Origin of the sequence: Bartonella schoenbuchensis R1 (assembly GCF_002022685.1) — a bacterium.
Taxonomy (GTDB): Bacteria; Pseudomonadota; Alphaproteobacteria; order Rhizobiales; family Rhizobiaceae; genus Bartonella; species Bartonella schoenbuchensis.
In genome coordinates this window covers 935955-956400 of the sequence record NZ_CP019789.1, presented here as the reverse complement: position 1 = coordinate 956400, position 20446 = coordinate 935955, and the positions used below count along the sequence as shown (strand labels likewise).

General features: G+C 38.1%; 21 protein-coding genes and 3 pseudogenes. 5 read left to right on the top strand and 19 right to left on the bottom strand.

Annotated features, from left to right (window positions below; all coding sequences use genetic code 11):
• Window positions 1-231: 231 nt before the first annotated feature.
• A pseudogene (locus tag BscR1v2_RS04125) lies at window positions 232-5216 on the top strand (DEAD/DEAH box helicase).
• A gap of 108 nt (window positions 5217-5324) precedes the next feature.
• Here BscR1v2_RS04125 and BscR1v2_RS04120 read toward each other — a convergent pair.
• Both BscR1v2_RS04120 and BscR1v2_RS04115 read right to left on the bottom strand, forming a co-directional pair.
• Window positions 5325-6674 (bottom strand): annotated as a pseudogene (locus BscR1v2_RS04120) (phage terminase large subunit family protein); the annotation flags it as partial.
• Window positions 6675-6857: 183 nt separating this feature from the next.
• Window positions 6858-7211, bottom strand: a pseudogene (locus BscR1v2_RS04115) (hypothetical protein); the annotation flags it as partial.
• 75 nt (window positions 7212-7286) lie between these two features.
• On the opposite strand from BscR1v2_RS04115, the gene BscR1v2_RS04110 reads away from it, so the two are divergent.
• Window positions 7287-7583, top strand: a complete 297-nt coding sequence (locus BscR1v2_RS04110) for a BrnT family toxin (protein ID WP_078689840.1) — start codon at window positions 7287-7289, stop codon at window positions 7581-7583.
• Entirely contained in the window at window positions 7570-7842 is a 273-nt protein-coding gene (locus tag BscR1v2_RS04105) for a CopG family antitoxin (protein WP_078689839.1), read from the top strand. The genes BscR1v2_RS04110 and BscR1v2_RS04105 overlap by 14 nt, the downstream gene beginning before the upstream one ends.
• A gap of 331 nt (window positions 7843-8173) precedes the next feature.
• Here BscR1v2_RS04105 and BscR1v2_RS04100 read toward each other — a convergent pair whose 3' ends face one another.
• The 6 genes from BscR1v2_RS04100 to ssb all read right to left on the bottom strand — a co-directional run bounded on the left by BscR1v2_RS04100 (window position 8174) and on the right by ssb (window position 11281).
• Entirely contained in the window at window positions 8174-8761 is a 588-nt protein-coding gene (locus BscR1v2_RS04100) for a hypothetical protein (protein WP_078689838.1), read from the bottom strand.
• Window positions 8762-8764: 3 nt separating this feature from the next.
• Complete coding sequence (locus BscR1v2_RS04095) at window positions 8765-9265, bottom strand: hypothetical protein (RefSeq protein WP_078689837.1); 501 nt, start codon at window positions 9263-9265, stop codon at window positions 8765-8767.
• Window positions 9266-9624: 359 nt separating this feature from the next.
• A complete protein-coding gene (locus BscR1v2_RS04090) occupies window positions 9625-10020 on the bottom strand; it encodes a type II toxin-antitoxin system HicB family antitoxin (RefSeq protein WP_078689836.1) in 396 nt (131 codons plus the stop codon).
• Window positions 10017-10217 carry a type II toxin-antitoxin system HicA family toxin gene (locus tag BscR1v2_RS04085; protein ID WP_010703152.1) on the bottom strand — a complete coding sequence of 67 codons (201 nt, stop codon included), beginning with the start codon at window positions 10215-10217 and terminating at the stop codon, window positions 10017-10019. The genes BscR1v2_RS04090 and BscR1v2_RS04085 overlap by 4 nt, the downstream gene beginning before the upstream one ends.
• Window positions 10218-10285: 68 nt before the next feature.
• Window positions 10286-10816 (bottom strand): hypothetical protein, encoded by a 531-nt coding sequence (locus tag BscR1v2_RS04080; RefSeq protein WP_078689835.1) that lies wholly within the window; start codon window positions 10814-10816, stop codon window positions 10286-10288.
• 15 nt (window positions 10817-10831) lie between these two features.
• Entirely contained in the window at window positions 10832-11281 is a 450-nt protein-coding gene (ssb, locus tag BscR1v2_RS04075; RefSeq protein WP_078689834.1) for a single-stranded DNA-binding protein, read from the bottom strand.
• A 250-nt stretch (window positions 11282-11531) separates the two neighbouring features.
• Between ssb and BscR1v2_RS04070 the strand changes: the two genes are divergently transcribed.
• Together BscR1v2_RS04070 and BscR1v2_RS04065 are read left to right on the top strand one after the other, a co-directional pair.
• The gene (locus BscR1v2_RS04070; protein WP_078689833.1) at window positions 11532-11723 is read left to right on the top strand and encodes a hypothetical protein; all 192 of its coding nucleotides are present in this window, start codon (window positions 11532-11534) and stop codon (window positions 11721-11723) included.
• Between the two features lie 65 nt (window positions 11724-11788).
• Window positions 11789-12217: a type II toxin-antitoxin system HicB family antitoxin gene (locus BscR1v2_RS04065; RefSeq protein WP_078689832.1), complete on the top strand. Its 429-nt coding sequence runs from the start codon at window positions 11789-11791 to the stop codon at window positions 12215-12217.
• A 116-nt stretch (window positions 12218-12333) separates the two neighbouring features.
• Here BscR1v2_RS04065 and hisS read toward each other — a convergent pair whose 3' ends face one another.
• From hisS to BscR1v2_RS04010, 11 genes are all read right to left on the bottom strand, one after another.
• Entirely contained in the window at window positions 12334-13788 is a 1455-nt protein-coding gene (gene hisS, locus BscR1v2_RS04060; protein WP_078689831.1) for a histidine--tRNA ligase, read from the bottom strand.
• Window positions 13789-13890: 102 nt separating this feature from the next.
• The gene (locus tag BscR1v2_RS04055) at window positions 13891-14166 is read right to left on the bottom strand and encodes a hypothetical protein (RefSeq protein ID WP_078689830.1); all 276 of its coding nucleotides are present in this window, start codon (window positions 14164-14166) and stop codon (window positions 13891-13893) included.
• The gene (locus BscR1v2_RS04050; protein ID WP_078689829.1) at window positions 14163-14891 is read right to left on the bottom strand and encodes an antA/AntB antirepressor family protein; all 729 of its coding nucleotides are present in this window, start codon (window positions 14889-14891) and stop codon (window positions 14163-14165) included. The genes BscR1v2_RS04055 and BscR1v2_RS04050 overlap by 4 nt, the downstream gene beginning before the upstream one ends.
• A gap of 59 nt (window positions 14892-14950) precedes the next feature.
• A complete protein-coding gene (locus BscR1v2_RS04045; RefSeq protein WP_078689828.1) occupies window positions 14951-15553 on the bottom strand; it encodes an antA/AntB antirepressor family protein in 603 nt (200 codons plus the stop codon).
• Window positions 15554-16078: 525 nt separating this feature from the next.
• Window positions 16079-16561: a hypothetical protein gene (locus BscR1v2_RS04040; protein ID WP_078689827.1), complete on the bottom strand. Its 483-nt coding sequence runs from the start codon at window positions 16559-16561 to the stop codon at window positions 16079-16081.
• Window positions 16562-16688: 127 nt separating this feature from the next.
• A complete protein-coding gene (locus BscR1v2_RS04035; RefSeq protein ID WP_194284938.1) occupies window positions 16689-17105 on the bottom strand; it encodes a hypothetical protein in 417 nt (138 codons plus the stop codon).
• Window positions 17095-18189, bottom strand: a complete 1095-nt coding sequence (locus BscR1v2_RS04030) for a DUF1376 domain-containing protein (RefSeq protein ID WP_078689825.1) — start codon at window positions 18187-18189, stop codon at window positions 17095-17097. Before BscR1v2_RS04030 ends, BscR1v2_RS04035 begins: the two co-directional genes overlap by 11 nt.
• Entirely contained in the window at window positions 18189-18659 is a 471-nt protein-coding gene (locus BscR1v2_RS04025; RefSeq protein ID WP_078689824.1) for a crossover junction endodeoxyribonuclease RuvC, read from the bottom strand. Before BscR1v2_RS04025 ends, BscR1v2_RS04030 begins: the two co-directional genes overlap by 1 nt.
• Complete coding sequence (locus BscR1v2_RS08500; protein ID WP_078689823.1) at window positions 18656-19468, bottom strand: dATP/dGTP diphosphohydrolase domain-containing protein; 813 nt, start codon at window positions 19466-19468, stop codon at window positions 18656-18658. The genes BscR1v2_RS04025 and BscR1v2_RS08500 overlap by 4 nt, the downstream gene beginning before the upstream one ends.
• Window positions 19469-19625: 157 nt before the next feature.
• On the bottom strand, window positions 19626-20132 hold the full coding sequence (locus BscR1v2_RS04015; RefSeq protein ID WP_078689822.1) for a hypothetical protein: 507 nt from the start codon (window positions 20130-20132) through the stop codon (window positions 19626-19628).
• Window positions 20129-20398: a helix-turn-helix transcriptional regulator gene (locus BscR1v2_RS04010; RefSeq protein ID WP_078689821.1), complete on the bottom strand. Its 270-nt coding sequence runs from the start codon at window positions 20396-20398 to the stop codon at window positions 20129-20131. Before BscR1v2_RS04010 ends, BscR1v2_RS04015 begins: the two co-directional genes overlap by 4 nt.
• Window positions 20399-20446 lie beyond the last annotated feature (48 nt).

The window sequence follows — 20446 nt, the reverse complement described above, 5'->3', positions numbered from 1 at the left end:
CTGCCATTTAAATTACTTTCGTCAAAAGGATATAGCTAATAGTATAATTTCACTATTTTATTATAAAAAATAATAGAAATTTATAAGATTTATTCTGTCTACAAATAAAACAGCTCATTTGTTAAGTAATTTTGTATCTTTTATGTAGAACAACATATTGCCAGGTTGACGAATTTTTCTAAACGCGATAGTTGAAGATACTTTTACGCGGGAATAATGAGCGGGGAATATATGGCAGAGAAGACACTACAGTCGCTTTTGCAGACATATCGTGAAGAAGCACGTACCCAACGGGACAAAGGAACATATTTTGAGCGTCTTGCTCTTACTTATCTCACTCATGATCCTGCCCAATGTGATGAATATGAAAATGTTCAAACCTTTAAAGATTGGGCTAAAGAAAATGGTTGGGATGCTCGCGATACCGGTATAGATCTTGTCGCAAAGCTTCGTAAAGAAGACGGTTTTGCAGCCATCCAATGTAAATTCTATGATGCAGACTATAGAATTAGAAAAAGAGATATTGACAGCTTTATTTCAGCATCAGGTAAATCTCCATTCAAGCGACGTGTTGTTATAGACAGTACCGAAAAACCTTGGAGTGACAATGCTGAAACAATGAAAGAGGGGCAAAGTATCCCTGTTATACGGATCAATCTTTCTGATATGCAACAAAGTCCTATCCGTTGGGAAATCTTTGCAGCTAAAAATCAAATTGTTCTGGCACCAAAAAAAGATTTGCGTGAACACCAGAAGGAGGCATTGCATGCTGTGCGTTCTGGGCTTGCTGAAGCAGACCGTGGCAAGCTTATTATGGCCTGTGGTACAGGTAAGACATTTACCAGTCTCAAGATTGCTGAGGATTTAGCAGGTAAGGGTAAGCGTGTCTTATTTCTTGTTCCCTCCCTTGCTCTCATGTCACAAACGGTGCGTGAATGGGCAACCGATGCACAAATCCACTTAAGATCCTTTGCAGTGTGTTCAGATACACAAGTTGGAAAACGTCGTAAAAATAACGATGATATTGCTGAAATTGATGTGTCGGATCTTGTTTTTCCAGCAACAACCAATGCTGCTCAACTTGCAAAAAATGCTAGCGATGTTGTGGCAGACGAAATGACCGTTGTGTTTGCAACCTATCAATCTATTCAAGTTGTTTCTGATGCCCAAAACGAACATGGCTTACCTGCATTTGATCTTGTCATTTGTGATGAAGCTCATCGTACAACAGGTGCAACAGTAAGTGGAAAAAGTGAATCTAACTTCATTAAAGTGCACTCTAATGAGTTTATTCGTGCAAAAAAGCGCCTTTATATGACAGCAACACCCCGTATTTTTGGTGATAACGTAAAAAGTCAAGCCAACGCAGTTGGTGCAGTTCTTGCTTCAATGGATGATGAGCAGCTCTTTGGTAAAACACTTTTTTATCGCGGCTTTTCATGGGCAGTGCAAAATGGTCTTTTAACAGACTACAAAGTCATCGTATTGACAATGGACGAAAAACTTGTGAGTTCAGCTGTACAAAAGCGCCTTAGTGATAGCGATTCTAAACTTATCCTTGATGATGCAACAAAGATCATTGGGTGTTATAAGGCCCTAACCAAAACCGACATAAAAGCTGACGTTAGCTTTGACCCTGCGCCTATGCAGCGTGTTTTAACATTTTGTAAAGATATCGAAAGCTCTAAACTGCTCCGTGATGAGTTTTCTGCAGTTGTTGAAGAATATCTTGATTATATCAATAAAGAAAATACTGAAAACGAACCATCTCTGAAATGTGAAGTTAAACATGTTGATGGCACATTTAATGCTAAAGAGCGTAGTATATTGCTTGATTGGTTGAAAGCTGATGCTGGGGATAATGTTTGCCGTGTTTTGACGAATGCACGCTGTCTATCTGAAGGGGTGGATGTTCCAGCTCTTGATGCCATCATATTTTTACACCCGCGTAAGAGCGTGATAGATGTTGTTCAGTCCGTTGGGCGTGTGATGCGTCGTGCTGAAGGTAAAAAAATGGGCTATGTCATTCTACCAGTTGGAATTCCTTATGGTATTCCAGTGGAACAAGCCCTAAACAACAATGAAAAGTATCGCGTTATCTGGCAAATTTTAAATGCTTTACGTGCTCATGATGACCGTCTTGATGCTACGATTAATCAAGCATCACTAGGGCAAGATGTAAGCAATAGGATTGAAATCATCAACATTACTCAAAATTCTGAGCTGCAAGCTGTTACTTCTGTTGTAGATGATCTTCCAACACAGGCAAAATCTGCACACTTGAACATAGGAACATCGAGGAAAGACTTTACTACCACAAGTGAAGTTCAAGGGGAGCTTTCTTTCTGTGTTGATGAACTCTCGCGCGCGATCAAGGCAAAGATCGCCCAAAAATGTGGTACGCGTGAGTATTGGGAGGATTGGGCTAGCAATATTGCTGACATTGCCAAAAATCATATCACGCGTTTAACAGGCATTTTAGCAGAGCCAGATACTGAAGTTCGGCAGGCCTTTGATAAATTTTTGACAGAACTGCGTAATGATTTAAATGATGCCATCACAGAAGATGACGCGATTGAGATGCTCGCACAGCATGTTATCACCCGCCCTGTATTTGAAGTGTTGTTTGAAGGGTATCAATTTATTCGTGATAACCCTGTGTCACGTGCCATGCAGCGTATGCTTGATGTTCTGAATGAAGCTAACCTTGAAAAAGAATCCAAAGATCTTGAAAAATTTTACGATAGTGTAAAAACACGCGCCAGTGGCATTACCGATCCACAGGCAAAACAAAGCTTAATTTTAGAGCTTTATGATAAGTTTTTTCGTTATGCTTTTCCACGCACTGTGGAAAAACTGGGGATTGTTTATACTCCTGTTGAAGTTGTCGATTTTATTATTAACTCAGTCAATGAGGTGTTACAGACTGAATTTGGGCAAACACTTGGTTCACCCGATGTTCATATCGTGGACCCGTTTACGGGAACGGGAACTTTTATCACACGGCTTTTACAATCTGGTCTGATAAAACAGGAGGAAATGGAACACAAATTCCGTCATGAGATTCACGCTAATGAAATAGTATTGTTAGCATACTATATCGCCGCCATTAATATTGAGACGACATATCATGGCATTATGGGTGGAGATTATGTACCATTCAAGAAGATTTGTCTAACCGATACATTCCAGCTTTATGAGCACAAACATGAGCAGGAGCAAGGAAAAGACCTGTTTAGTGATCTGATGAAGGATAACAGTACACGCCGATCACACCAACAAAATCTGAATATTCGTGTCATCGTTGGCAATCCACCTTATTCTGTCGGGCAAAAGAGTGAAAACGACAATGCTAAAAATATCAGCTATTCCAAATTAGATAGACGTATTCACGAAACCTATATTGCTCAGTCTAAAGGTAATTTAATACGATCACTTTATGACAGTTACATTCGAGCAATTCGTTGGGCAAGTGATCGCATAAAAGATTGTGGTGTCATTGGCTTTATCACAAATGCTGGGTTTATTAATACACGTTCTATGGATGGCTTACGAAAATGTTTGAATGAAGAATTCTCAAATATTTATGTACTCAATTTACGGGGTGATATTCGTAAAAATATGTTAAGTAAAGGTCGTGCTCAAGAAGGTCAGAATGTTTTTGGGAGTGGAAGTATGACAGGTATTGCTATTTCTATTCTTATCAAAAATCCCGCAGCACAACAGCGTGGAAAAATTTATTATTATGACATTGGTAATAATCTCACGAGAAAAGAGAAACTTTCTGAACTTCAACGTTTGGGCAGTGTTGGTGGCATCAAGCGTGAACACGGCTGGCAGGTGATTACACAAGATGAACATGGTGATTGGCTTAACAAGCGCAATAGTGATTTTGAAAAATTTCTAGCCTTAGGGAATAAAAAAGACACTGATCTAAAATTATTTGAAACTTTTTCCTGTGGTATTGTAACAAACCGTGATGCTTGGGCATACAATTCAAGCTATGAAGCCTTAGCAAGAAATATGAGCAATATGATTGCTTTTTATAATAGTGAAGTAGAGCGTTTTAATGCTGCATATCTACATTTTGACCATAAAGCACGTGCAAATGCTTTGAATAGTTTTATCAACACGGATGCTAGAAAGATCAGTTGGAGTAGAGCTATTAAACAACAGTTAGCCAAAGGAAATATTTTTACATTTGAGGACGACAGCCTTACTCAAAGTTTTTATCGACCTTTTATACGCCAGTGGCTTTATTATAATCGTGCTTTTAATGAGATAATATCTCAAATGCCGCGTATATTTCCCCTAAAAGAAGCAGTCGAAAACAGGGTGATACAAATCACAGGACCTGGAGTAAGAGGGGACTTTTCAGTTATCATGGCTAAAAATTTACCTGATTATGGTGCGATGGATGCTAGTCAATGCTTTCCAAGATATGTTTACGAAAATGCTATGTCTTTAGAAAATGAGGGTGCAGAGCAGATACATTTATTTGAAAATTGCGTAAAGGAAGCCAAGGCAGATGGCTTACAGCGACGTGATGCTATAACTGATGAAGGATTAGCGTATTTTAAAGAAGCCTACCCTGATGAAACAATTACGAAAGATGATCTCTTCTTTTACGTTTATGGAATTTTACATTCTGAGGATTATCGTGCCCGCTACGCTCATAATCTTTCCAAACAATTACCTCGTATTCCAACGGTCAAAAAGTAGAGGACTTTTGGGCTTTTGTTGAAGCTGGTCGAAAGCTTGGTGATTTGCATACAAACTATGAAGAGGTCGAGCCATATCCCGTCACCTATAAACAGGGTGATCCAAGCACTTGGGTTATTGATGATGAAGTGAATTTCTACCGTGTTGAGAAGATGAAATTTGCTGGTAAACGTGGTGATATTGATAAAAGCACTGTGATTTATAATGCACAAATTACTATGCAAAATATCCCATTGGAAGCTTACGACTATATAGTAAGTGGTAAACCTGCTCTTGAATGGGTTATGGATAGGCAAATTGTGAAAATTGATAAAGCAAGTGGCATTGTTAATGATGCTAATCGCTATGCTGTGGAGACTGTTGGTAATCCTGCTTACCCTTTAGAATTATTTCAACGGGTGATTACTGTAAGTTTAGAAACAATGAAAATTGTTCGTGATCTTCCAAAATTGGAAATAAGAGAAATTGAGGATACTCAAAAAACTGTACACTAAAAAAGTTTAAGTACAGCTTGGAGCTATCTCCTTAAATAAAAAGAAGCGTTGTTAATTTTTCAAAGTGGGTAAAGTCTGTTTTAGCAATCACACCAGCAGCTAGTGAACTTGTGTATGGTTGCCTCCTGTATCAATACAAGCTGCTGCTATTTGTATCCCGTCTTTGAAACCAGGATGTGGCCATCGTTTTCGAAGATACTCATCCAACTGATCCCAAACATCGAGAGAAGAGGGATCACCCGGCAGAACTTGATAATCAATGTTCCAACTTTCTTCACCACGCCCCCAACCTACAACTTCAAGCTCTAAGCGATCATTTTGTACATCAATACCCGCTATGAGGAGGACTGCTTGGGCAGGAGCAAGAGGATAATCTTCACGTTGGGCATACAAACTATCCAGATCAATGACTTCTCCTGATTTATCTTCCCATGGTTCACCTAAAACACCATTGACAAAAACCTGTAAAAGCGCAGGATCATTTTTAGCTTCTAAGAATTTGATAGCGCATTCTCCCCATGTCATCCAAGGTGAATAGAGTGCTGAAATATGGTAAGAGCGCAAACGAGATCTCATTGCCTCTTGTGTCGGTATCCAACAAGCTCCCCTTTCTTCAGACAATAAATCTTCTTTACGGTGTTCAGCATGTTCATGACCACAATGCGCACAAGCAAATACGGCTTTTTCAGGATCCCCTTTGGGCCATTTAATTTGCGACCAAACAATGGGTTGAAGTGTACCACATTCATCACAAGGCACATTGTAATATCTCTGATCTCCTAAGGCAAAATCTTTAGCGATACGACTTGTGATACGGTGACGTGGTTTAGAAAATTTGAAAATCTTTTGTTGGATAAAAGTTGATGTACATGTTTCAGCAAGAGTTACTGGATCTCCTCTTCGATTAACATTCAATGGATAACCATCAACTTCATCAAGGATCAAATAACGAATAGGCATTGATCGCAAGCCAGCAGCACTATTGGCTCCTGTAAGCATCAATACCCCACCATCAAATTCTTTCGAGAACATTGTATTCCCCTTGTCTCTAGCGCGGGCAGGGGAGATACGTTCGCTTAATGCAGGGCTGGCTTCAATCATAGGGTCAAGACGGGTCTTAGATACTCTCTTAGCCAGATCAACTGTAGGCATGACATAAAGAATAGGGCCAGGACTGTGGTGAATAACGTAACCACAAAAGTTTAAGCCAGCTTCTGTTATACCAATCTGTGTAGCTTTCATCACAACTGTTTTTTCAACCGGTACGTAAGAGGAAAGATTGTCCATGATTTCCCGTAAATAAGGGGTGCGTTTAGTTCTCCATAATCCAGGTTCAGCACTGGCTACTGTACTCAAATAACGGTTTTTATCTGCCCATTGTGAAACTGTGTAAGGGGGATCTGGTTGACAAGCTTCACAGGCATGAAAATAAACAAACCCTTCTCCTGTATTAGTCATTCTTCTCCTCCTTATAATTGAGAGGGTCTTGATCATGGAAAGGAAGAGGAATACTAACTGCTTTTTATAATAACACTAAACAAACTAATAGAATCACTTCCAATTTATAAACAATATATATATCAAAATGATTAAGGTGATACAATATGATGTAACAATAAAATTTTATAAAATAATGTATTTTTCTTTCCTTCCTTCACGATCAACAGTTGTCTTTCGTAACTGTTCAAGAGCAATTTTCTCTCTTTCAAGCGCGACTTGCATTCTCTGGAGTTTTATCTTGTGTTCATTAGCTCCTTCTATAGAAGCCTGCTTTGTTTTTGTGCGAGGTTTTCCATCATCGCCTACAATATAGGCTTGCTTGGTGGGATTCTCATTCCATAGAGCAGTGGCTAATTCTTCATTGATAGAACCGTCATCATAAAGCGCTTCATCAAACTTTCCCGTCTTAAAACGAGCAATAACCGCGTTAGGATAAACACCCATCTTCTTCGCAAACGCTCGAGCCGACAGTCCTTCTCTATTCTTTTTATTCATTGTTTTTGTTATTTTCTGAACTAATTTTTAAAAGACTTTATTGTATTTGTGGATACATTTTGATATACATTCGTTATGAAAAATATTAAAATATGTGGTATAAACTGGGACGAAGGTAATTGGCCTAAATGTGCTAAACATGGAGTTTCTAAAAAAGAAATTGAGTATCTATTCTCTGGTTATGGTCGCTTAGTTATCAAAGATGATCCAGATGTTAGAGAAGAAAGGTTTAGAGCTATCGGGAAAAGCTATAATGAACGATATATTTTTTTAGTTTTTACCTTTAGAACAATGAACAATAAATTATTCGTGCGCCCCATTAGTGCTCGTTATATGCACCAAAAGGAAATTGATTTTTATGAAAACCTTTAAGTTAAAACAAATGCCTGTTTTTAAAACCGATGCAGAAGCAGAAAACTTTGTAGATACTGCAGATCTTACAGAGTATGATTTAACTGGTTTTAAACCCGTCCATTTTGAATTTTTACCTAAAGAAGCCTCTATTAATATTCGTTTGCCTCAAGCGCTTATGAACGCTTTAAAGGAAAAAGCTAAAAACCAAGCTATTCCCTATACACGTTATGTCCGACATCTCATTGAGCAAGACTTACAAAAAAGTTATCGCGATTAACATCCTGTTAACTTAACATGCAAGCTACTTACGATGTTAATGTACTACAAATTGAAAAAGCTGATGAATTTGCTAAAATAGATAAATTTAAACAAATGGCTTAAAAGCTATCTCGCCATGGAAGGAAGATAGCGTATGATAATTGTTATTTTCCAATAATTTATGTGTACAATGTACAGTCATTTAAAAATTCTGTCGCTAGCGATATGTTGCGCTTGATTGCCCCGCAACACACGTACCCCACTGGAAAGTACCTTTTAAAAACTTTTCTTCCGATAGTTTGGTTTGAAACATTAAAATCATCATATTGTTTGTATACAATTGGTATAGTTTAAGAGCGTGGGGCCTTTTGATTGACCATATATTCTTGCCGAGCAATTTGGCTCTGTATATTTTTGGTTAGCCTCTCACGTGCATGGTGTTCAATAGAACTTGAGATCTTTGGTTTAGACATGACATAAGCAATCGAGGTGCCTTCTTGTTTTGCAATTGGGAACCTATCTCCAGAGGTTCTTGTAAAGACATGCCCTCCCATCTTTAGATTGACACGCTCTGGAAATTTTCCTCCCCGAATAAAACCATGGGGCATAATTTCTCTTTTGCCGAAGATTTTATAAATCACGCCACGTTTCGTTTCCCTTGCCTTAAAAATCTTAAGAGGCAATAGCGAAGCTGAACCAATGATATCCGTTTCAAGAAATTTTGCTGTGGCTTTGCCGCTAATATAAATACCTTTCTTAACGCGCTTTGGTGGAATTGAAGCATCCTCTGCAACTTTCTTTTCAGCAAAACGTTCAACCTGCTTTGCTGTGCTATTAATGGCATTACGCAAAGCCCAATGAAGACGCGGTGCTTGAAGACTAGTAAAAGTATTTTCTGCTTGTTGCAGATACCACTTGGCATGGATCTTTAACCCCAAAACCTAAGCCTTTTTTGTCGCACGCGTTGTGGATTTAGAAGTTTTTGCTTTTGGAGATTGTTCGTCGGATTCTATAGACGTTTGCTCAACATCTTGAGTAGTCTGTTCAGTATCTTGCGTATCTACATCTGTAGAGACTTCTTGCTTATTAGGTTCTGGTATAGAAACTTCTTGTTCATTAAGCGCTGGTTTTTCATCAACAGTTTGTTCAACTTCTTCAACGACCTGTGCAACCTCTTGAGTACTAACATCTACAGAGACCTCTTGCTCATTAGGTTCTGGTACAGAAACTTCTTGCTCATTAACCTCAGGTTTTGCATTAACGTTTTGTGATCGCCATTGTTGATAAACCTTGGCAGCACCAGCGCGTTTAAGGCGACAATACACCTGATAAGAAACCTCAACGAATGGCTCACTTTTTGTGGAAGGCTCAAAACGAACGGTTGTTTTGTTATCACCAAGAACACACATAGGTCTTGTGATAACTACTTGTACTTTTCCCATAATTATTCCTTTGGAGAGATTGAGACATAAAAAAGACCTCACTCTCAGGAGGAAAGAAGAGTGAGGTCAATAAGTGTATGTCAATAAATAGGAGTGACTAAATTTGAGTTGTTTAATAAAAAACCCTGCAAACGCAGGGCTTTTAACAACAAAACTCAAAAGAAAAATTTACATAAATCTGTAATTTTAGACGCAACAAAACCAGTGCAGTAGCGCTATTAAATACTATTTATATCCCCATGTCAACTAAAAAAATCACAATCTGGTATTTTTTATTTCAATCAAACTAAATATGGTATTTGTTAAGTGTAAATGGTCGTAGAAGAAAAATTGTAAATTTTCTCATTACATCTGATGACTCAAATATTAAGCTCATGACGTGCTGCCGTTGCTAAAAAGGCAGATCGTGTTAAGCCTCTTTCTTGTGCACAATCATCAATTGCGCGCAAGAGCCCTCGTTCAATTGATATATTCATACGCACCACTTCTGAATCATTTTCAATAAATGGAACTTGTATTAAAAAAGCTCCTTCCGACAAAGCTATTTTGACAGTTTCTTTCTGTATCACTTCTTCAAATTTTAAAGGAGTTGGCAATTTATCCATTTCTTCGCAATATAATTGAAGAGCTTCTGTTGCATTAGCAATAAGATTTTCTTCCTGATCGGCAGCAGAAAATAGTCCTTTAAAATCAGGAAACTGAACACCAAAAGCAGAATTTTCATCCTTGTGAACAAGAGCAAAAAATCTTTTCATTCTTCTTTTCCTTTTTTTAACCAGCCCGCTTGTTGTGCAATGGAACGTGCTGTACCGATTGGAAGATCTTTTTTAGGATGGGGAACAATAATTACTTGACCATTTTTCTTAAATTTATGATGAGAACCTTTTACTTTAACAAGTTCAAAGCCGTCACACTTCAATTTTGCAATGATTTTTCGGCTATCTTGTTCCATTTTATATACTCATAATGTGTAAATATATACACATTTTATTAATTTTAAATCTGATGTCAACTCTTTAATTAACGATCAAAATATTTATGAAGAGCATTCAGAGCGATGCGTAGAGAGTTGACAAGATGTTCCATTGGTTGATCTTCAATAACCAGATGCTCTAATGCATCATGAAGATTATACCGACGATGCAAAACTTGTACTTCTCTAATAACCTCTTGCATAGCTTTATAGCGATCAGTTGTTACTTCAACCCACTTGTTCCTTTCGCTATCATCAGAAGATGTTGGCATTTCATCATAAATAGCCCCTGGTAATCCTTTCGCACACCGATAATTGTTTCGCACCTGAATATACTGCTGTGATGCGTCGTACTGATCTTGATTAATCTTTTTTTCCAATAAATATAACCGCCCTACATAAGTGCCCATAATCGGGTTTTTCGCATCTTGAATGCTTATCCCATAACGCTTGGCACGCATTTCAAGTGTCTGTTGATATGAAGACTTATCAGATGTTTTTGCACGCGAGATACGTCCATTGGGTTCTTTTATTTGACCGGCTATTCTAGGTTTTCCCCTTTTTTTGCGTTTCTTCATGAACAACTCTCCTGATTAAAACGGAATTCTGTCATTCAAAGTTGTTTCTAAAGACTGTTGTTGTCTACTATTCTCCCATGCCGTTGCTTGCTCTTGAGTGGTCATGTCAGGATCAGACTTTTGAACGCTATCAAGGATCTTCAATTCACCCTTATATTGCGGCAAGACAATTTCTGTTGTGTAGTGTGTTTGCCCGCTTTTATCTTGCCATTTACGCGTCTGTAATTGACCTTCAACATAAACCTTGGAACCTTTACCCAGATACTGAAGTGCAACCTTTGCAAGATGTGGATTAAAAACCACTATAGAATGCCATTCTGTTTTCTCTACCTTTTCACCTGTTTTTTTATCTACATATCTTTGAGAAGTGCCTATACGAAAATTCGCCACTTCTACTCCAGATGGCATTGTTCTGCTTTCTGGATCGGCACCCAGATAGCCAATTAAAGTTACTTTATTAAGCATGTCTTTATATCTTTTCTAAGGAAAATAATTGAAATGAAATACGGATATGAAAAGCTGCTTTTACTATAGCATATACAGTACATTTTTCCAAATAAAAAACAGCATAAATAACTGAAAATAAACATTTTATTGTTGATTTTATCCGTGCGTAAATATTTTTTTGTGCTACAATTTCATTTGTTTGTTTTATTGTTGACTTTCGAACTTTTTTGTGCGATATAAATTGTATTGAAAATTAAAGAGGGACCAAATGAAACGAGAAGCTCTTCTTAGGGAATTGCGTAAAGAAGCTAGAAAGAGAGACATTCATTATAGTGAAGCTCTTGATGCGGGTAAAGGCTCGCATTGTTTAGTGACTTTTGGAGATAAGACGACTGTTATCAAATCTGGTGAGTTAACACCCCTTTATGTGAAAATAATAAAAAAGCAGTTAGGGGTGTAAATAACGGTTCAAACGCTTTTAATTTTTCGTTTCAAACATGTTTTGGTAATAAATGAGGTATAAAAATGGAATATATTTATCAAGCAAAATTAGAGGCTGATCCAGATGGCGGTTTTGTAGTAACTTTTCCGGATGTACCTGAAGCAATTACAGCAGGAAAAGATCGTGCTGAAGCACTAGAACATGCGGTTGAAGCTTTAGGGTTGGCGTTGCGTAGTTATACTATGCGTGGGTTGCCTTTACCTACACCACAACGGTATAAAAACTTAGTGGCAGTAACAGTGGATGCGTGGAATGCTCTTAAATTGGCAGTGGTAGAAGCTTTTAATGAAGCTAATATCACAAAAACGGAATTAGCTAATCGTCTCGGCAAAAAAGAAACAGAGGCACGACGCATTCTTGATCCAAACTATCCGACGAAACTTCAAACATTGGAACAAACATTGGCTGTTCTCGGTAAACAGGTGATTATCACAATTAAGGATGCAGCTTAGTCTCCCCACCTTTAGAAGATGGGAAGGGGAAGGTGGTTTATTTAGAAACCTTTTTAAGGGATTTTTCTAAATTTGGATTGTAAACTTTTAACAAAGGGTACATGAAGGGGGAAATTTTATTTTCCCAAAATATCCTGCACAGCTTGAACCAATTGATTTTCTTTAACGGTTATTTGTGCAGGGCGACTTTCACGCCATGTTTGATTATCCTTAATTTCAGTAGCTAAACGCGCACCTTCCACCAAATCTTTAATCTGAACCTCTCCACGATCGCGCTCTTGTGACCCTTGAATCACCACACAAGGTGCACAGCGCCGATCCGCATATTTCATTTGCGCTTTAATACCTGACTCCCCTAAATATACTTCAGAACGAATGCCCGCATTGCGCAATTGCATCACCATGTTTTGATAACGTGCAATGCTTCCTGGCTCTTGATCCATCATCAACACCACAACTGGACCTGTCTTTGCATTCACACGCAATTTCCCAACATTTTGCAAAATTGCTATTAAGCGGGACAAACCAATTGAAAAACCTGTCGCGGGAACATTGTCATCACGAAAGCGTGCAATCAGACCATCATAACGGCCACCCCCACCAATAGATCCAAAACTAAGCTTATTACATAATTCAGCTTCAAAAACAGGCCCCGTATAATAGTCTAATCCTCGCACAACTGATGGATCAATTCTCATACAGTCCTTATAACCATTGGCGACAAAAATCTCCTGCATTTCTTCAAGTTCACGAATTCCTTCAAGTCCACAAACATTACGGTCAACTATGTTTTTGAGATTATTAATCGTTTCTTCTGTAGTTTCGTTTCTCGCACGCAACAAACTAAGAATACACTCAATCTGGTCATCAGCCAGTCCTGCTCCTTTCGTAAAATCACCGCTTTCATCTAAACGGCCATCTCCTAAAAGCAAACGTACACCTTCCAAACCAAGTCGATCGAGTTTATCAATTGCCCTAAAAACAATTAAGCGTTTGTCTGATTGTTCATTTTCCCCCAAACCAATATTTTCCAAAACACCATCTAAAATTTTCCGATTACTCAGACGAATGACATATTCATCACGTTTAAACCCTAATTTGTCTAAACTATCTGCTGCCATCATACAGACTTCTGCGTCAGCAGCTACTGTTGGTGCCCCTACAATATCAGCATCCAATTGCATAAACTGACGAAAACGCCCTGGTCCTGACTTTTCATTACGAAAAACATATCCTAAACGATAACTACGATAAGGTTTTGGTAAGACTTCAAAATTTTCAGCAACATAACGCGCAAGAGGTGCTGTGAGATCATAGCGTAAAGACATCCATTGTTCATCATCATCTTGTAAAGAAAAAACGCCTGCATTTGGGCGATCTACATCAGGTAAAGACTTTCCAAGTGCATCTGTATATTCAAAAATCGGTGTTTCAAGTGCTTCAAAACCGTAAAGCTCATAAACTTCATGTATTTGAGCCGTCATTGCTTCAAGTACTTGTAACTCTACACCTGTGCGATCAACAAACCCGCGTGGTAGACGCGCTTTAGTTTTCTTTTGTTTTATGGACATGATATTTCTCTATTCAGCAATGTAAGTAATTTGCTAAACATACAAATGAAAAATTTAACCTCTCCCCACCTTTAGAAGATGGGAAGGGGAATGTGGTTTATTTCACAGTTGATAAGATACTTCATCCGAACATGGACTATAAGCTTTTAACAAAGGATCTAACATTCGGGGAAGTTCTGAACTGCCAAAACCTGTAAGAATTGCCATAATCTTGAGAGTATCTGGAGTCTCACTTTGAAGCTTTGCAATTAAAGTTTTTTCTACTGTATCCATAATTTCAACCAGAGCAATACAGTCTTCTTCTTCAGCACTTTCATGACTGACAAACTGAAACAAGGACATCCACAAATCGCATAAAAAGTCGACACTTTTACTCATTGCACACCTCCAAATTCTTCACTCAGGTATGCTAATCCTTTGACTGTGATTTTTGCACTGGAAACGCTCATTTTTGTTCCGTCTGATTTTTGAATGGTGTGGATTACACAATCCATCAGTCCTTTCCTAATTTTATCCTGATAAGGTAACATGGGTCCACCCGGAAAATTACGATAAGCCCACTTATGGAACTGTAAGTGCTTAGTAAAATCTGTGGGACGTACATCTAACATCTTTGCAGCTTCATATAAAGCAAACAGACCGTCAGAGCGTTTTAAATGTTCAAGTGCTTCTGCTTTTGGTTTAAGTGTTTTAACTTCAGTTCTCAAATCTTCCAATTGTGTAATGCTCTCTAAAAGCAATTGCCTAATTGTGAGAGGATTCTGTAAAGCATTTGCGAGATTTAAAGGCTGTTTTGCTTTCCGTTCGCATTCGATAAAATACTGACGGGCTTGTTTACCTTTCTCATTACGTTCGACCATGGCTAATTCTTTTGCCATGTCTAAAGTAATAGCGTAATCCTTAGAAGGACGGCCTCCTACACTTTCGCTCAAAAATGAGCAAAAGTCACATCCTTCCTTAAATTCATAATCTTGAATACGTCTAGTGATCCAATCTTTAAAACTGGTTTTCACTTCCAAAAATGTGTGCAACTCACGTGCGTTGACTGTTTGAACAGTTTCCTGCCCAACAGTGCTTTCTTTAATTTCTATAAGATTGTTCATGATGAACTCCTGTGAAAGTTAGATGTTTTTGATTGACACTCAAAAAGAGCGCCGGGTGCTCAAAAACACGGTTCACAGTCCGTCGTTACGCTTTCCCCATGAGGGTATTGTATAGCATAACTACACCCGACAAAATCACTATACGCTACACGCATACAATGAGTCAAAGTCTTTAATTTACGGAAAAAAGATTGTGTCGGCAATCTATCCGCTGTGAAGTAAAAGTGTTTTTGAAGCACCTGATTCGCATATATAAATACTTCTGCAACATTGTCAATAGGTAAAAGCAGTTGCCTAATTGTGAGAGGATTCTGCAAAGCACTTACGAGGTCTAAAGGCTGTTTTGCTTTCCGTTCGCATTCGATAAAATACTGACGGGCTTCTCTTCCTTTCTCATTACGTTCGACCATGGCAAGTTCTTTCGCCATGTCTAAAGTGAGATGGTATTCTTTGCGATTATGACCACCTCTGCCTTTGCTCCCCAAAATAGGGGAGCAAACAAAGTCTTGATTTTCAACAAATTCATACTGATTAATACGGTTTGTAATCCAAGTGGAAAAATCTTTTCCTACCTCTAAAAAAGCACACAACTCACGTGCGTTGACCGTCTGAACAGTTTCCTGCCCAATAGTTTGTTCTGATATTGTTATGAGAGTATTCATAATGAACTCCTAGTTGTAATTAGCGTTTGTTAATGACACTCAAAAAAAGAGCGCCGGGTGCTAACAAACACGGCAACTAGCCCGTCGTTATGCTTTCCCCATAAAGGGTATTGTATAGCATAACTACACCCGACAAGATCACTATACGTCATACGCATACAATGAGTCAAAGTCTTTAATATGTGCGGAAGACTGATTATTTCGGCAACCAATCCGCTAGTTGTTTTAAGGTGTTTGTTAGGCACCTGATTCGCATATATAAACGCTTCTGCAACATTGTCAATAGGTAAAAATACATTACTGCACGTGAATAGTTAGGTAAGTAAGGTAGTAGTTTTTTATTTCTCCACCCCGGTAAAAATTTACCGCGGTTATAAAGTCTTTGTTTTTATTTTAAAAATACTGTTCAATACGTTCAGTAATCTAATCTGCAAAATCACTCACCTCAATTTTGAGTTCAGTACATATTTGTCTAAATGAGCGCCCTCAAATTTGAGGAGATATAATTCTTCAAAGTCATTTATTCTACAAAAAGTGGACAGCGTTTAATCTAAGCGATTTTATAAAATTGTTCACGAAACCGTACATTTGAAAGATAATAGTGCCTACAAAAAGTAAAAACAGATGCCAAAAAATGAGTTCCACTTCTCTGTTAATGTTTTGAAAAAGTAGTAAAAGAAACGCCATCACAGCTATATGCAAAAACCTATGCAAATATCTTTGCAAATAATCTGTTGCGATATTCAAATCTGTTGTTTTTTCATGTTGATGTTTAGGGTTGTGATACAACTCTGAAGCAAGTTTGGAATTAAAGAAAGCTGTCATAAAAATCATTGTTATGACAATGGCAAGAGATGAAAACATTAAAACAGCTTGAATAAATTCAATGTTTTTTTCTATTTGCAAAAACTGTAATACCGCAAATCCTATGCTGTATATCGCTACAGTTCTAATCTTTTTAAACATATCCAATTGTCCCGATTTTTGCATCTGTTCTACTTTTCTCAAATTAGCCCCGTACAGAGCGTTTTATGTTTCAGATGTGGAATTATTAAAAAACTTCCAAATCTTTCTCTAAGGTGCCTTTCTGTTGATTTAAACGCATATCTAATCCAAAAATGATCAGCACTTCTCTCTATTTTGCTGTCTCAAATGTTTTGCGAAGTTCTTTTTGAAAAGCTTCCAGACGTTCTGACGTTACCAACTTCTCCCGTTTCTTGCTTTCTAACTCAGGTTTTTGAAGATCTTTAAGAATACAACTAGCCCTTGTGCGAATACGGTTTTCAAGTTTTTCACAGTAATGATAAAAATCTGCTGTTGATGGCATAAAGGTCGTGTTTAACCCTTCTGCTTTTCCTTTCAAGGCATCCTTGGTAGCCGTTTGCAATACCCAGCTGCTTATGCCATCAAGAGCGTAGAAATACGCAAGTGATGTTGATTTTTCATCTGATCCCAATTGGCTTTTTAAACCACTTGAAAGGACAAGATACGCCGTCTGGATTTCTTCCTCAGTGGCTTTTTTCTCAAGTTTCTTCAAGGCATCATGGACCAATGAGGTAGCTTTCTTCGCTTCTGCAATCGATGGTTTTTGCCCCGTTTTCCAAAGGAACGGCGGTTCTTTCGTCATCCTCGAATAAAAATTTGAAAACATTATCTGAAGTTTTGATATTGGACATGTGCTGTGCAACTCGATAATTCCACCCACGTTGTTGTTTTGTTTGTTCAATGCCTGGTTTTCCATAGTTTTTTCCTTTCTTAAGATCCTCGACAGCCTTTCTTACCCAGTTACGCCATGTTGCTGGCCAATCCGTTTTGGTTGCACCTTGACCAGACTTGCCTTTCCAATAATCCCGAAATTTTGCAATCTCGATTTTAACCCGTTCTGGAGGCAATCCCTCTTGAATGGCAAAATCGTAATCAGGTTCGAAATCCTCAGGAATGCGACATCCCCGTTTATCTCCAGACCGCTTGGTTTTCTTTTCAGTGCTTTTTTGCTGTGAAACGGGTGATTGGTTTTCTGATGAGGGTGTATCGTGATCCAAATGCTTCTCAACCATCTCATCGGTTGTTTCACTTTGAACCGAAACTTCAGTTGCTAAATCTTCCAAAGCATTTTCTTTTTTTGATAACACGATAGTGTTAGTTTTTTTATTATATATGTTATTGTTATATGGTATTTCATTCGTATTAATTCCGTATCGGTTCTGTATCAATTCCGTATTACGGTCGTAATGCGCTTCAGTTTCATTCACATTACGATTAACTTCTTTTAAGCAATGATCATGATTACTTTCTTTAGCTTTTTTCCATCGAGCATTAACAGCCTTTGAAGCTGCTGCTGATTTTTCTTTGCAATCTTTAAGCTCTTCTTCGACTTGCTGACTCCATAAACGGCCATCTTCTAAACGGATAATTTTTCCCTTACGCAACAAAAGATCTAGTGTCTTGTTAAGAGCATTTACTGAACAACCAATACGACGCGCTAATGTAGTAATCTCTTCCCAAATTGGTTCTTGTGCTCGATACATGAGAGCAGTGAGTGTCATATAAGTAGCTTTCTCTGCTGCACTTGTACCAGAAAAATCCATGATCCATTCTTCATAGAAATTTCGAACCCAAGGTAATTTAGTGGCCATCACGCGCCTCCTTGTTTTATTAAATATAAAATTGCCAAAGCATCTGCTTCATTATCATCTTCAGGCTCATGTCCTTTTGCACGCACAGCCTTAATCATTTCTGTTTTTGGGGCATTACCTCTGCCTGTCATTGCTTTCTTAATCGTAGCAATGGGGATACCTTGATAAGGAATCTGATGGTGTTCACACCAAGAGGTTAAGATTGCTAACAAGCCCCCATAAACATGAGCAGCATCTGTACCAATGTGACAGCGCACTTCTTCAAAATACACTGCGTCAATATGCTCTAGTATCGCCTTGGTTTCTGTAAGCCACTGCTTGAATCTTAAATACCTCATCCCACCGCCTTCAAATCGACGTGTAGAAAAATTTACTGTTCCACTGGCTATCGTGCCGTCTTCAGAAGAAATTGCCCAACCTGTTTTCGTACCTAGATCAAGACAAAGAATGGTTTGTGAATGAAAGCTCATGACATTACTGTCTTAATCTGTGGACGATCATCACATCCTATCTGTTGGACGTCGTAATCCATCAAGAAAAGAAGACAACAAGCCGCGTGCGCTAAATGAGATAAACCGCTTTCAGGATCTTTATCCTCTCCATTAAACCACGCTAACAAATGACGTAAAGCTGCACCGTGCAACCGACTCCAATCCATTCCATTACGCCAATTATTGGCACCATACTTTCTTGCTCCAACCGCAAGAACATGTCCAATGGCAAACAACGCTGATGGGGGGATAAGATCAACACGTGACTTATGAGCATCATCCTTACATGCTGCTTTTACATCACGTTCAGTGTAGGTATTCGTGTCAATTTCTGCATCATCGCCAAAATGCTTACCCGAACAGATCTTGTTTTCGCCAGTAATATGAGCATTGCCACCAATTTCTGCGTCACCATAAACCCGTGCATTATCAGAAATTTCCGCATCACCGAAAACATGTGCATTCTCGAAAACCAGCGCATTGTCGAAAATCAGTGCTTTACCATACACTCGAGCTTTACCACCAATTTCTGCGTAACCATAAACCCGTGCATGACCATGAACATATGCATTTTCATAAACACAAGCACCATCCCAGACCCAACAATCGCTCTCGTGAGAAAGATTTTCTTCTGTCTCTATAAAACCTCCAAAATCACCAGCTTTAACATCACCAAAGTCTCTTAAGGCTCTAATTCGATAAAGAGTGCGGGTGGACTCCCTTCCAAATCTTAATATATGAACTTGCTTACTTTCTTCCGTAAGCTCGTATTTCTTTGCTATACTCATGTTTATCCACCTTAGTTTAGGTAATATACGGCCATGCACGCTATGACAGAGCGTCTAGCGCGTAGCTCTATTGAAACAATATTTTTGAAAAAGTAGCCTTCTTAAGAACTCTGAACACTAAACTAATGAGATGGCCACGTTTAAATGGAATACGAGGTTAAGCCTGAGCACATTCCTTTTGTTCAAAAGGAATAACTTTTTTGGGCGATGAAAACTCTATTGATTTAGCTAGCTGTTTTACGTTGACTTCAGGATTGTTTTGTCCATTTAGTACATCAAACAACTTTACCTTTACATCCAGCTTTTTCTTTTGCTGCTGTAACGCCTTATTTTTTTGCTCAATTAGATTAGACAGATTTTCAAGTGCAATTTTCTCTTCTTCAATCAATTGACCTTCTTCTTCAAGAGCCTCTTCATAGCGTTTTAGACAACTTTCGACTTTTGACTTATGCAACATCTCTTTTAATGAAGGGACATTTTCTTTTAGTAAGCGAACATTTTCTTGAGTAGAATGTTGTATGACGAGTTCATTTGTATTATCATCAGACGGTATTGTGTCTGTATATTCTTCTATTAATTTACTTGCATTCTCTATTCTCTTATGACGACTTACCAATCTGTAAAATCGTGTATAAATTTCTTTGAACATTTCCTTTGCTTTCATAATCTTTCTTCTGTTTGATAGGGGGTATTATCCTGCTGATGTTCATTAAGTATGGAACTATCGGTAAATGTAGACGTTGGAGGCACTAAACTATCTTGCAGTTGGCAAAATTTTAAATAATTTTTTAAAGAGATAGAGCCTTTTTTTTCCCAGTTAGACACAGCAACCTGAGTTACACCCATCATTCTCGCCATTTCTGATTGTGTCCAATTAAATTTGATCCGTATTGATTTAATCAAATTTTTAAAATTTTCCCGTTGTTTCATTTAATAACTCCAGTCACAATTTTGTCTTAATTAATTATTATAATTATA